Source organism: Lysinibacillus fusiformis (assembly GCF_003049525.1).
GTDB lineage: Bacteria > Bacillota > Bacilli > Bacillales_A > Planococcaceae > Lysinibacillus > Lysinibacillus fusiformis.
In genome coordinates, this window is record NZ_PYWL01000003.1 from 397589 (window position 1) to 411645 (window position 14057).

Here is a 14057-nt window from a genome sequence, read left to right on the forward strand (position 1 = left end):
TTCCGCCCTAGACATGATGGGGATGATCCCTGTTGGTGGGGTGATGCCTAATGGGTCTATTAGGATTAGCAGGAAGCTTACTGGGGATGATTCCGAAAGTAGGCTCCCCAAGTGGAGCGAAAAAAGGAAAGAGCGGAGGATCGAAAGGGAAGAGCTCCAAGAAATCCTCCAAAAAGAAAAGCTCCACCAAGAAAAAACAAAAGAAATCGAGTAAAAAGAAAAAAGAAGAAGAAAAAGAAGAAGAAAAAGTGGGGGAAATTCTTTACCAAGGCCCGTAAGCTCTATAATAAAGTAAGTAAAAGTAAAATAGCGAAGCAATTTAAAAAAGTAGTAAAAAGTGCTGTATTAGCAACTAAAAAAGCTTATAAACAAACTGTAAGTAAAACCAAGGAAGTTTATAAACAAACTGCAGCGAAAACAAAAGAGGTCTACCAGCAAACAAAACAAATCGTAAAAGAAGTTAAACAAACAACGAAGGAAATAGCCATTAAAACGAAATCAACTGCCAAAACGGTTGCGAAGGAAATCAAAAATCCAGTTGTTAAGTCATTCAATAGCTTCAAGGAAATTGGTAAAGATTTCAAAAATGGTTTAGATACTAGAAAAGATAAAGCACTTAACTCCCCATATGATTTTGCAAATTATCTTACACTAGGTGCAGTAGATGGCATTTGGTCAGGTGCAAAAAGTAGAAAAGATAAGATGTTCAATTCACCATCTGATTTTTTAAATTATGCAACATCAGGCTTGACGGACATGGTAAAAGGTTCGGTGAACCCGAAAGACCCACTATCGAAAGAGCATTGGTTAGATAGCTTTGGCGTAGCCACGTCAGTGTTGGGAGTTAAAGGGGTGTCTAGTACAAAACCGAATGGTGGATCTTCATACAAACCTTCAAATACTATTCCTAATAATAACTTACAAAACAGTGCGAATTATGGAAATAGATTTCCGACAAAGCAAATTAACCCTGTCGAAGACCAACATATTATTGATAAAGTGGCAGAAGCAAGAGGAGCATTATCTAATAGATATAAAAAACAAGGTAATTTATCTAGATATATAATCCAATATTTAAGTATATTTAGTATCTAAAGAACTATAAAGCCACTCATTTGAGTGACTAGAATCCTAACCTTCTTCACGGCAAATTCTTCTTGCGTTAATACGTCTAATAAATCTTTCAATTCGCAGATCGCGTCAACCACATCTTCAAGTGAATGCAGGATTTAATTATGACCAAAAAATCAGGATTGTTTGATGTAGAAATATCAATGAAAACGAAAGAACCTCCTTTATCAAAGAAAATAGGAATGTCAAAGCTGCATTCCCGGAAATAGCCACATAATTTATGACTTTTTATTTACTTCTAAACATAGACAATACTCTACTTTTTATGGCATATTTTTCTTGTATATGATAATATTATACCGTAACATGAGAAAAAAGAATTAAAATAAAAATAGGTTTTAATAGTACAATAGGAGGGATATCTATGAAAATAAGATTAGTATTAAGTTTGGCTTTAATTTTTATGATAGTATTATCTTCTTTAATATTTAATGTAGAAGCTAAAGCAAAATACGAAGGACGTAAGCCAGTAAGTGCAAGCTTTAAAGAAATTGTTTACTTAGAAGATAAAGGTTTATTACTTTATCCTGCAGATACATTTGATACTTTTGCTAAATTTACAGCGAGTAGAACTGAAACAATTTCAATGATAGCATTATCGTTAAATTTAGATGCAACTAGGAGAGATACTGTTTTTTTTGATATTCCTAAGGAATATGATCAAAGTGGTTTAATACAATCTGCATTTGAAAAAGGGATTGTCACAGGATACACGGATGGAACATTTAAACCTGCTGCATATGTAACAAGAGAGGAGTTAGCTGTATTTATTGATAGAGCATACGGAAAATATTTACCGAATAATGCAAAATTAGAATTTAAAGATGTGCCGAATACACGTAGTTCATACAATTCGATAAAAAAACTAGTTGGGGCAGGAATTGCAGCGGGTTATAGTGATGGAACATTTAAACCTAAAGGATTACTCACAAATGAAGAATTAGCAATTTTTATGTATAGAACTATTACGTATTTAGAAGGTAAAGGACTTGTGTTTAAGGAAGCATCAAATACTGATTATGAAGATTCTGGTATTAACTGGGGAATGTCGTATGATTCTGTATATACGTATGTGAAAAATAATATTACTAGTTCTACGGAGAACGCTAGGATTATTACAAATAGAGCAAGATATAATTTATCAGGAACAACGTATTACTTTTTTGATGATAACAATAGATTAAATTATTTTTGGCATGAATTTGATTGGAAAAATGAAGAAAATTTACCTAACACAGTACCTGAACTTCATAACATGTATGAAGAAGAAGTGATAGAGGAATTTGGAGTACCGGATTTAACAAATACAATCAATAATTCTAGTTTATTAACGTATTATTCTGCTTGGGATGAGGGTATATACTATGTAACCTTAGAAACTACTAAGTATGCCGATGGAAAAGTTAAAGTGATAATGAGTTTTTTCGACAGCAAAAAAGGTAAAGACTTATTTTAAGGGATAGAGCAAACTGCTCTATCTTTTTTTGTTGCCATGGCAAATGCCCACAGACATGCTACAAATAGTTTTGATGAAGTCATTACAGCTGGAAAATAGATCATTGGAGTGACATATGGGCTATGCTAGAAGGCTACAGAAGCTATTGAGGGTACAAAACAAAGCACTTATAACATGAAAATTTTACTAGGTTGGTGGACGAATTCCCCTGAGATGTTTCAAGGAGGTTTGTATCAACAGAAAAGTGATAAATATTGGTATGTCAACACTAAACTGGACAAAAATTATAAGGTCTGTTGCTTGAATTCCACTGGAGTTAAATTAATCCAACGGTCTAAAGCCGAAGGCGTTATATCGTATTCTCGGGCAATATCTGTACGGGATTTTCCATTTTCATAAAGTTTTACTAATTGCAATTTAAATTCAGATGTAAAAGTTCGACGTTGACGTGACATAGTAGCACGCTCCTTTAAGTTGGTAGTCTAAGTGTACTAGCCCTTATTGTCCAACTTAGTGTAGCCGATTCAACAGGTAATAGAAATAGGAGAAGCAATCCGGGGATAGATGTTCTTACAGATTCATATGTCATTAAAGGAAGGGATTAATTTATGCAAGAAGAAAAAAGAATTAATAATACTGTGTGGTATAGGCATGGAGATTATGCATTTAAAGTAAATTTATTAGGTGGAAATTCAGTTGTTTGGATTAATTTTAAAGGCTATAATTTAGCTTTTCCAATGATAATAAGAGAGTTTTTATATGAAATGGAAGAGTATAATTATTTTCGTGTGATGGTCAATTGTGACTGGAATGAACATAGAGGTCTTGAAGTAAAACCAGCAGAAATAGAAAAATGAAGTTTTGTCATTCTATGAATGGCGTTGCCAACATGAGAAAAGATAGCCATTCTCTAATAAAACCTATCATTCTTTAATATTTTCTAAAATTAAGGTGTGTATACAGATAGTCTAGGAAATTAGTGTTATAGCGTTATATTAAACTGATCAATTATAATTAGATATCACCATAATAGACCTTTTTTGAGTAGTTTATTAATAACCCTTGACTGGCTATTCTCCTTTCAAGTTTTTTCTTAATGGAATTGTGGTAAAAAATCTAATATTTGATTCTAAAACCATAAGGTCTGGACTGGGAGCATCGAGAAGTTGCTAGTGAAATAGTGGTATACCGTAAAAAGTTATTAGCTACTTTATAGTATGTTAGGTAGAGAAGGGGGACATGTAATCCTATGGTAGAAGTAAAGTTGAGAGAACGATTGTTTGCCACTTTATATGGTGGGATCATTGGTGATTTAATGGGCGTACCTGTCGAGTTTAAGAAGCGAGGGACTTTCCATGTAGAGGATGTGATAGGGTATGGTACTTACAATCAACCACCTGGCACCTGGTCAGATGATACTTCTTTAACGCTATGTTTAGTCGAAAACATGATTGAAAAAGGCGATACACGAAGCTTAATGGATAAGTTTGTACGATATATGGAGCAAGGCTATCTGACACCTTTTGGGGAAATGTTTGATATTGGCATTACTACTGCTGACGCTGTGTCTAGCTATAAAAAGGGAGTTTTGCCTGAGCATTGTGGGAAAACGGGCGAGTTTGATAATGGTAACGGTACGCTGATGAGGATTGCGCCTTTAGTATTTGTATTGATAAATGAAGGTGATTTTAAGAAAAGAAAAGCGTTGGTCCAGCAATATACCATGATCACACATGGACATCCACGTTCAATAGTAGGGTCTATCATTTATATTGAGTTATTATTAAGTTTATACCGAAACAATTCGCTTGAGTTTGCATTAAATGAGGTATTTAACTTGCTGCAAAATAATTTACAGCATGAATTGTATACAGAGTTAAACGCCTACAGTAGAATTTTTGATGAGAACTTTTTAAGTATCTCTGAAGATGAAATTAAATCAAGCGGTTATATTGTCCACTCACTTGAGGCAGCTATATGGAGTGTTGGTCATGCATCTACCTTTAAAGAAGCTATTTTAAAGGCAGTCAATTTGGGAGAAGATACGGATACAATAGCGGCAATAACGGGAGCTTTAGCAGGTATGTGTCATCAAATGAACGGAATTCCAGAAGATTGGTTGAACGCAATAGTAAAAAAACAAGAGATTGATGATGTAATCGAAGCTTTTTATGAGTTTTGTTTTGCAAAGATATGAAAAATCTTCAAGAAGGAGGTGACAAAATGTCTCCTTTACATAATATTTTTACTGCCAATCCTCCCGCTAACGAGCATGAAATTTTGCTAATAGAACAAACCATGGCTATTCATCTTCCAGAGGAATATAAAAGCGTACTGAAAGAGTCCAATGGTTTTTCATTTACGAATGGTGTTTTCATATATGGTACCGAGGAAATAATGGAAAGAAATGAGACTTGGGAAGTGAAGGAATATGCAAAAGGCTATGTTGCCATAGGGGATGATGGAGGCGGAATGGTCTTTTTAATGGCGTTAGAGAATGAAGCCTGTCAGGTTTTTGTTGTAGATGTTGGCGATATGAATCCGCAGCATGCTATATTGGGCTCTTCCCATTTAAACAAGTGGCTACAAGAGGGTTTTTTGGATTGAAAAAGTAAAAAATGTAGAAGCTTGTTCCTACCATTAGGAGCAAGCTTTTTCTATGTCAATCTATGGAGAACTAAGCAATTTCATTACATATTCTATTATATTATTGTATTTTTTAGAAAATTATGTTGAATTATAGGTGAATGATGGTATAATCAATTTATAGTTACAAATATGGTTAATAATTCCTTATAATAGAGGTTTTATTGGATAATAATAGTAACTGCAAAAACTAATGAAATGGAGCGATTTTATGATTAACATGGTTCAATATTTAGAGCAAAATCCGTCGTTGGTAACATTGTTAAAAGAAAAGAAAGCTTCTCTTGTTGGTGTAACAGAACTTGAACAAAAGGCAATTTTGGATTCGTTTGATGAAGATGTACGTTTAGAATATGGTCTGTGGTACTAGGCTAATAATAAATAAGTGGCTATGGCTTGCTATAAGTATATATTTAACATTAGGCGTTTACCTACTATATGTTACTTATAGCACGCCTTTTTTTGGTATAATACAAGAAAAAAATGATCAGTGGATTATAATAGATCCATACTATAAAGACTGGGCAGAAAAGCAAAGGATTGCTAATGGCGATATTATTCTAATGATTGATGATAAAGATATTAACGAATTGAATAATATTGTTTATAATCCTGTCATTAGGGTAGCAAATAAATTAACCTTATTGAAAGAGAATGGGGACATCAATCAAATTGATATTGCCCCTTTTGATATTCCGGAACAAATATTTTATGCGTTAATGTTACCAGGTTGTTTTTATTTATTAAGTTTAATAATCGCAATATATTTATATTACAAACAAATGAACTCAAGATTAATTAATTTACTTATTTTATTTATTCTCACTGTTTCATTAGCTTACGTTAGTATTGGAGCTTCTGGTAGATTAAATATTATTGGTACTATTGTAAATCGAAGTAGTATGTTACTTTGCCTCGTTATAGTAATACATTTTTTAAGAAATTACTTTTTATTTTTGAAATTAAAATGGAGTTTCATTAAAAATATAAAAATAGTATATTTAATACCTTTGATTATTGTTTTTTTCAGTATACTTAGCATTGTCTATCCATCTACAAATCCTATATTTTCAAAAATTACATTATCGTTATTTTTGATTTTATTAATTGCCATTCTATATATTCTTGGAAGAGGTTATTTTACTTATAAAATCCCTCAATTTAAGATTTTTCTATTAAGCATTATTATCCCGTTCTTGCCATTTCTTTTTTTGTTTGCGGTACCAGAAATATTTTTTCAAAAGCATTTTCTTTCTGGAGAGGTGTGCTCACTTTTTCTAATGCTCATTCCTTTAAGCTTCTTATTCACTCAACTCACAGAACGTATATTTGATATGGAGTACTTTATATCGCGTATACGCTATTATTTTAATTTCTCATTTGCCTTTACTATTTGGCTTTTGGGTGGATTGTATTTATTGACGGATTTATCAATTACACGTATGACGGAGCTGTTCTTTTTTACGTTTCTCTCCTTAATGGCGTTGTTTTACATTAAGGAGCGGGTTGATTATCGTAAGCGAAAGATTTTGTTTTCTACAAAAGGTGACTATATCCACCGCTTATATACTACCGTCGATAGTATAGGGAGAGTTGTGAAGATTGAGGATTTATTGGAGAAGTTTGTCCAGGAAGTGGTGCTCCAGCTTGAAATGGAAAGTGTTTATGTTCTCACGTATGATTTTCAAACACATCAAGTTACATTAACGAACAAATCCAAGGAATACAATCAACATCAAATTGATGAGGTTTTACTTGAACAATTAGGTTTAGGGGATATTAAAAAAACAGATCATTTCTATATAGCCTTTATTCATCAGGATACAAGTTATAAACGAATTCTTGTTGTGGATCATAATAAATCTATTTATTTGAAGGATGAGGAATTGCTATGGCTGGAATTGTTACTGTTATATTTAAATAACTTTATAGAAAATACTAAAATGGTCGAGGACCTATTAGATCAGTTAAAGCATATGAAAGAGGCAGATAATCGGCAGCTGCCCTGGCTTAATAAATTACTTTGGCTTCGTTTTGAGGAGGAGAAGTATCAGTTAGCCCAAGAGCTTCATGATACGATTTTACAGGAGCAGCTTCATATCGCAAGAGAAATGGATGTCCTGATGCACATGAAGGATTCAGAAAATTTTTCAACTAAACTTGGGAAGCTTCATGAGCATATGATTACCTCCTTAAATGATTTACGAGGATACTGTGAAAATTTAAAGCCTCCTTTATTAGATACATTGGGCTTAAATGCTGCACTTGAGAAGCTTATTCAAAAAGTTCAAAAACGGGCAAATTTCGAATTGCTTTATACAATTGATCGTCTTTATTTAGAGGATGAACGTTTAAATTTAATGATCTATCGTTTGTTTCAAGAATTATTAAACAATGCATTAAAGCATTCCTATGCCAATGCAGTTACCATCCATTTACAAAGCACGGAAGAAGGCTTTGAGGTTTTGTATAGCGATGATGGTGTGGGGTGTAATTTAGATGATATTATACTGACAGAATCCATGGGCATTCAAGGTATGCAAGAGAGGGTTCAGGCGTTTAATGGAAAGTTCGCATTACATAGCAAAGTAGGAGAGGGAATGATGATTCGTATTCGCGTAAGTGAAACTCAGTATCCATATCCTTATGCGTATAGTACGCTGAACCGACCAACTTACATGATTCGAGGATAGCCCGATGAAGCAGAATACGCTATATGCCTACAATTTTCACCTTTTAATCTCTTCATAATTTTTATGAAAGTGGATTAGAAGGCTTTTGTTTTTTGAGTATGAAATAATATCAAAATATTATTATTGTAGAGATAAGAATACAGGAGAATATACACTTTTTTGAATTCTTTTCCCTGAATAAAGGAAATCAGGGAGATGTGGCCGATATAATTCAATAGAAGGATTGAGGAGGTCAACCGATTTGAATAAAAAATTATTTTTAACAGCAGCAGCAATACCCGTAGCACTTATTGTACCAACTGTTGCAAGTGCAGCGGAGACGGTGACGGTCACGGGGCAAAATATTGTAAATGAAACATTAACGGTTCATCAATTACCCAATAATGCCATAGTCAATGCCTACCAATGGTATTATCTAGAAAAGGTAGCTAGTGAAGATGGTTCAAAAACGTCTACGAATAAACCGATTGCAGGTGCTACTTCTGCTTCGTTAAAGGTGCCAGTAGAAGCAGCGGGTAAAACCATTTTTGTGGAGGCTACTACAACTGATGGAAAAAAATATCAAAGTGAGCCAAGAACCATTAATCAATTGGATCTTGCGATTACAACGCCGACTTTAGAGGGCTTTTCGACTTCAGATTTTGTTGCACCTGGCGAAACGGTGAAAGTAGCGGGTGTTACTGTAACGGATAAGGCAGGAGCGAAATTAACAAGCGGTCAAATTACATATAGTTATCAATGGTTTTATCAACTAGGCGAGGGTGAAAATTCCTTCACTATTATTGAGGGAGCTTCAGGTAGCACTTATACTATTCCGAAAGATGCCATAGAAAAGGGAATCAAAGATATTATTGTTAAGGTAAAAGCTCAGGTAGGCACTTCTTTTGTGGAATCGCCACGTTCTGAAGTGATTTCTATATCCAAAGAACCAACAGATACATTATCAAATGATATTAAAAATTTATTAGTGAATGATAACAAATACAATGTTTCTGATATAAAGTCGTTTGAGGAAAAAATTAAGGCATTAGAAAGTAAATATCAAGCATTGTCAGAGCCTGCTAAAGGGAATGTATCAAATTATGCTGTTCTCAAGCGAGCACTTGCAGATGTGGACCTTATCAATAAGTTAAATGAAAAAGTGGACAAGGTAGGGGGAATTAGCGACAAAGATTTGCCTGCCTATATAAAGGAAATTGAAGCGGCCTACGATAAGTTCGATTTATTACAACGTAGCTTAGATGTCAATGATGCTTTATATACTAGCATTAAAAACCTTTTAAATGAGCCCAATGATCTTGAGGAAATAAAAGAAGTCAGAAGACTTAATTTGGCAATCGTTAATTTACTTTCTTATTCGAATGGCATTTCACAGTATGTTCCTTCTGATAAGGATTCCTTACAAGGGGTCGTGAATACGATTGAGGCAGATATTGCTAAATTATCACAAAATTATCGTGGGGCTGTTCAAAACCTAACGATTCTCAATGAGGCTAAAACCGATATTAAAAAAGTGGAGCAATTTATTAAATCATTTGATAAATTATCCTCCAATAATACGCCAAATAAGCAGGTAACGGTTGCCAAGTCTATTCGTTCTACCTATGAAAAATTAACGTATAAACAATTAAAATTAGTGCCAGACAAGTATGGTCAGCTTTTAACGGCAGCTGAAAGTGCGGAAGAAAGTCAAATTGCTACATTAAACAATGATATCGATAGCTATATTGGGGATGATATTTATCCAATCAATCCATCTGCTAGTTCTTGGCAAAGTCATGTCAACAATGTGGCTCGCATGGTAAAAGAATATAAGAGCTTAACAAAAGCATCGGCAGCCCAAATAGAGGGGTATGACAGCCTTGTTACTTTACAAAAGGATTTAAAAACAGCTGAAAAAGTGATTAAAGATATGGATGCTTATCAAAAACTAACGGGCATCAGTGGTGTAACTGAAAGCAAACTGAATTCGAGCTATACGAATACATTAAAAGCTTATAATAAATTGACATCTTTACAGCAATCGCTTGTCTATAATGCTCAAGAGTTTTTACTCAATACGCCAAAAGTTTCTGTTGATGGAAAAGTACCGGCTGATAAGGCTGCAGCAGAGGCTTTGAAAGCAGATATTGTTAAATTTGCGGATGTCACTAAATTTACATTCAATCAATTAGAAAAAGCAGTTGATACGGCAGCACAATCCTATAAAAAGCTGTCATCTGGTGCAAGAAAGTATGTCACTAATAATTATTTACTAACTGCTGCTCAGAAGGACATTACAGGTGTCAAATCATTCTATAAAAAAATTCAAACCGCTAAAGAAGAAACAGATGCGGCGAAACAAGCTAAAAAAATAGAGTCTGTGCAAAAAGCGTATGCTAAATTACCTGCTAATCAACAGCATTTAGCAAAAGAGCAATACGAAGCACTGTTAAAGAATCAAATTATTGATGAAAATGCACCAAATATAAAGCAACTGAATGATGAAATAGCTACTATTGTTTCAAATGATCAGTATTTAGTGTCGATTGATAAAATTAATACTCTGTCTAAGCAATACAGTAGCCTAAGCTCAAGTGATAAAAAGCTGATTACGAATTATGATATTTTAAAAGCGGCAATCGCAGATGTGAAAAAAGCAGAGTCCTTTATGAAGACCTATGAAAAATCATTTAACACTAACCCAAGCACTGTCATCAAGGCATTTGAAAAACTTACATCTAAGCAAGTGAGCCTTATTCCTTCAGATATCCAAAGATGGGTTAGCGAAAAGCAACAAGGTCAACAGCAAACGAATGAACAGGCTTTGACATTAATTGAATCGATCAATTCACTCCTTGTCAATGGTGAGTATATAGCTGGTCTAGAGGATAAAGTAAAAGATATTCGTACTAAGTATGATGCCTTGAGCGCTCAAGATAAAAAGATTGTCAAAAACTATTCGAAGCTTACACAGGCCGAAAGTGATTTGAAGAAGGTTGCCGACGTCCATGCATTGTACAAGGCAGATGGTGATGAGGCGGCTCAAAAAGCCTGGCAATCCGCTTATGGGAAGCTTTCCAAAAAATTAGAATTACTTTATAAAAACATGTATCCACAGGATATTAAATGAGGTAAGCCCCGAGAAACTCGGGGTTTTTCTGTATAGATTTTTTATTTGTCTAGTAAATTGGTTGTCCGCTATACTATGAACAGAAGAGAAAAGAAATTTTTTACATAACTATTGCAGTTTCACAAAGAAGGTAGGAACAAAAAGATGTATAAAATAGGTGTTGTGGGTCCTGTCAAATCCGTCCAAAGAATTATTGCTTTAGCCAGAGAGATTGAACAGGATATGGAATTTATTCCATATATTTATACGATAGCGACAGAGACAAAGCATCTTGTGGAGACCTATGATCAAGATGTGGATTTCTGGCTGTTTTCTGGCTATATCCCCTATAAGATAGCGAGCCAAACAAACGTTTCACAGGATAAATTGGCTCATATCATTTTTTCGGAGGCGGCTATTTATAGAGGATTTTTAGAGCAATCCTATCGGCAAAAGAAGTTTATTGAAAATGTTAGTATCGATATTATACCTTCTCCCTCACAAATGGCTTCAGAGGGTCTAGCGGAGATCCAAAAGAATGTCAATCATATGTATTTAAAGGAATTTGATGTAGCCATTGATCCAAAAGAGTTATTTGATTTTCACTATACACTTTGGCAGGAGGGAAAGATCGATTTTGCCATCACTTGTTATCCATCTGTCGATGAAGAGCTGAAAGATCGAGGCGTTCCCTCCTATTGGGTATCTCCCACAAAAACAGAAATTTACCATACAGTTCAGCTATTTACGGAAAAAATTAAAACATCCTACTATAAAGAAACTCAAATTGGTGCAGTAATGCTTGAAATCAAGGATTTTGATTCCTTAAAGGAGCGTATGAAGCAAGGGTATCGCATCCAATATTTAGAGCTACGTACTAAGGAACATCTACTTCAACTTTGTGAACAAATTGACGGTTCCCTCATTGAAGAGGGGAATGGAAAATATACAATTTTTAGTACAAGGGGAGCCATTGAAGGGCAAATTAAATTTCTACAGGAAAAAATGTATCAGTTATCCATCGAAATGGAAGCAAAAGTAACTGCAGGTATTGGTTTTGCACAAACCGTATTCAATGCAGAACTACATGCTCATCGAGGGCTAAGGCAGACCAAGGAAAATGAGGCCATCGATATCGTTATGATTCAGGATGACGGTACGATTATTGAGTCGGTCGGAAATATGGAAGAGTTGTCTTATTCTTACCGAGCAGAAGATCCCGATATTTTAGAAAAGCTAAAAAAAGGTAATATTAGTATTAAAACGTATATGAAAATCCATGCGCTTGTGCAGAAAATGCGCTGGAAGCATTTTACGACAAAGGATTTAGCAACACAGCTTCAAATGAGTGAAAGAAATGCACAGCGTATTGTTGCGGATTTATGTAGTGTAGATTTAGCAAGAATTTGTGGCGAAGAATTACAGCATTTGCGTGGTAGACCAATCAAAATGTATCAGCTTGTCTAGAAACTAAAAAAATGTTCCAAACCAATGTGTGGTTTGGGACATTTTTTTTTCTAAAATTTTAGGATCGATAAAACAAAGACCAGTCCACAAGTTGTGCGCTTTTTTGAGCCGATCATTCATAGCTAGAGAAGCGACTATCTATTAGAAATTTTCAAAAAAATATTGTTTTTTTGGAGTACTTTGATTATTATACGAATATATAACGAAAATGTCGGTATATAAAAGGGGTTTTGATTTTACTAGATTTGCAAGGGGGCAAGAATCTTAAAGAACAACTGTAGCGGTGATGCAATCACTGCCATAAAGAGAAGGTTTTTGATCATGGGAGGGATATAAATGACAACAAATGAAGTAACGAAAAAATCTAGAAATGTTATCCTTGCGCTATTATTTTTAGGCTGGTCTTTAGGGAACTTAGATCGCTATATTATGAACTACGCAGTCGTTTCAATTACAGGCGATTTGCAACTGGATGCATCTTCTACGGGTATTATTTTAAGCGCTTTCTTTTTAGGCTATGCCATTATGCAAATACCAGGAGGTTGGCTAGCTGATAAATTTGGCGCAAAACGAATCTTGCTAATGGCTGTCATCATGTGGTCAATATTTACCGGACTTACGGCTATTGCCTGGTCTTTAACAGCGATGATTGTTATTCGTTTCTTATTCGGCATCGGAGAAGGTGGATTTCAACCATCTAGCTCTAAGATTATTGCCACGATTTTCCCGAAAGAAGAAAGAGGCAGAGCGATGTCAATTATGCTGACTTCTGGTGGGATTGTTTCGCTAATTGTACCGCTGTTGGCCGCTTATTTATTAGGAACGATTGGCTGGCGTATGATGTTTATCATTATCGGGGCTATTGGAGCGATTATTGCTTATTTATATTGGAAATACATTCAGCTCCCGAAAGCTGAAACAGTAGATGCTGCTGAGACAGGTAGTCCGGCTGTTAAGGTAAGCTTTAAAGAACTACTGAAAACACCGCTCATGTGGAATTTGATTATTGCTTATTTCTGTATTTATGCGGTGAACTGGGGATTAGTATCGTGGATTCCAACCTACCTTCAAAAAAATCGTGGACTAGACTTAATGTCCATTGGTTGGGCACAAACAATTCCTGCTATTACAACGATTATTGGGGTGTATGGTAGCGGATATATTATCGATAAGCTTCCAAGAGGAATGGAAAAGGTGTTAGGCTCTATTTCCTGTGCAGTCATCGGTCTTTTATTGTATTTAATGTTTACAGCGAAAACGGTGACATTATTTATTGGCTATCAAACAGTTGTTTCTATCTTTATTGCGTTTGTCATTACGCTACTACCCGTAATTGTTCTAAAGAAATTGCCTTCGTCTATAACAGGCTCAGCTATGGGGATCGCGAATACAGGCGGACAGCTAGCGGGGTTTGTTACACCTATGGCTATTGGTTTTATGGTCGATGCCTTTAATGGTTCGTTTGATGCAGCCTTTTGGATGTTAATTGGATTCGCGCTCATTTGTATTGTGTCGCTTGTAACGTTAAACGACCAAAAAGGAGCATTATTGAAAGCATAATGAATAAATTGGA

At 34.8% G+C, this 14057-nt stretch carries 11 protein-coding genes; 10 read left to right on the top strand and 1 reads right to left on the bottom strand.

Features of this window, described 5'->3' with window-relative positions; genetic code table 11:
- Positions 1–111: 111 nt before the first annotated feature.
- Both C9J29_RS24310 and C9J29_RS10870 read left to right on the top strand, forming a co-directional pair.
- The gene (locus tag C9J29_RS24310; RefSeq protein WP_164908681.1) at positions 112–1095 is read left to right on the top strand and encodes a hypothetical protein; all 984 of its coding nucleotides are present in this window, start codon (positions 112–114) and stop codon (positions 1093–1095) included.
- A gap of 400 nt (positions 1096–1495) precedes the next feature.
- Positions 1496–2587, top strand: a complete 1092-nt coding sequence (locus C9J29_RS10870) for an S-layer homology domain-containing protein (RefSeq protein ID WP_107922142.1) — start codon at positions 1496–1498, stop codon at positions 2585–2587.
- Positions 2588–2871: 284 nt separating this feature from the next.
- Here the strand turns inward: C9J29_RS10870 and C9J29_RS10875 are convergent, their stop codons facing one another.
- Positions 2872–3042 carry a transposase gene (locus C9J29_RS10875; protein WP_107922143.1) on the bottom strand — a complete coding sequence of 57 codons (171 nt, stop codon included), beginning with the start codon at positions 3040–3042 and terminating at the stop codon, positions 2872–2874.
- A gap of 153 nt (positions 3043–3195) precedes the next feature.
- On the opposite strand from C9J29_RS10875, the gene C9J29_RS10880 reads away from it, so the two are divergent.
- The 8 genes from C9J29_RS10880 to C9J29_RS10915 all read left to right on the top strand — a co-directional run bounded on the left by C9J29_RS10880 (position 3196) and on the right by C9J29_RS10915 (position 14044).
- Positions 3196–3444 (top strand): hypothetical protein, encoded by a 249-nt coding sequence (locus C9J29_RS10880; RefSeq protein WP_107922144.1) that lies wholly within the window; start codon positions 3196–3198, stop codon positions 3442–3444.
- A 392-nt stretch (positions 3445–3836) separates the two neighbouring features.
- A complete protein-coding gene (locus tag C9J29_RS10885) occupies positions 3837–4784 on the top strand; it encodes an ADP-ribosylglycohydrolase family protein (protein ID WP_107922145.1) in 948 nt (315 codons plus the stop codon).
- Positions 4785–4810: 26 nt separating this feature from the next.
- The gene (locus C9J29_RS10890; RefSeq protein WP_107922146.1) at positions 4811–5194 is read left to right on the top strand and encodes an SMI1/KNR4 family protein; all 384 of its coding nucleotides are present in this window, start codon (positions 4811–4813) and stop codon (positions 5192–5194) included.
- A gap of 250 nt (positions 5195–5444) precedes the next feature.
- Positions 5445–5603: a competence pheromone ComX gene (comX, locus tag C9J29_RS10895; protein WP_036126978.1), complete on the top strand. Its 159-nt coding sequence runs from the start codon at positions 5445–5447 to the stop codon at positions 5601–5603.
- Between the two features lie 1048 nt (positions 5604–6651).
- Positions 6652–7926: a sensor histidine kinase gene (locus C9J29_RS25060; RefSeq protein ID WP_307723795.1), complete on the top strand. Its 1275-nt coding sequence runs from the start codon at positions 6652–6654 to the stop codon at positions 7924–7926.
- Positions 7927–8167: 241 nt separating this feature from the next.
- Entirely contained in the window at positions 8168–11038 is a 2871-nt protein-coding gene (locus C9J29_RS10905; RefSeq protein ID WP_107922148.1) for a hypothetical protein, read from the top strand.
- 144 nt (positions 11039–11182) lie between these two features.
- Positions 11183–12484: a hypothetical protein gene (locus C9J29_RS10910; RefSeq protein ID WP_008180156.1), complete on the top strand. Its 1302-nt coding sequence runs from the start codon at positions 11183–11185 to the stop codon at positions 12482–12484.
- Positions 12485–12820: 336 nt separating this feature from the next.
- Positions 12821–14044 carry an MFS transporter gene (locus tag C9J29_RS10915; RefSeq protein ID WP_008180157.1) on the top strand — a complete coding sequence of 408 codons (1224 nt, stop codon included), beginning with the start codon at positions 12821–12823 and terminating at the stop codon, positions 14042–14044.
- The last annotated feature ends 13 nt before the right edge of the window (positions 14045–14057 follow it).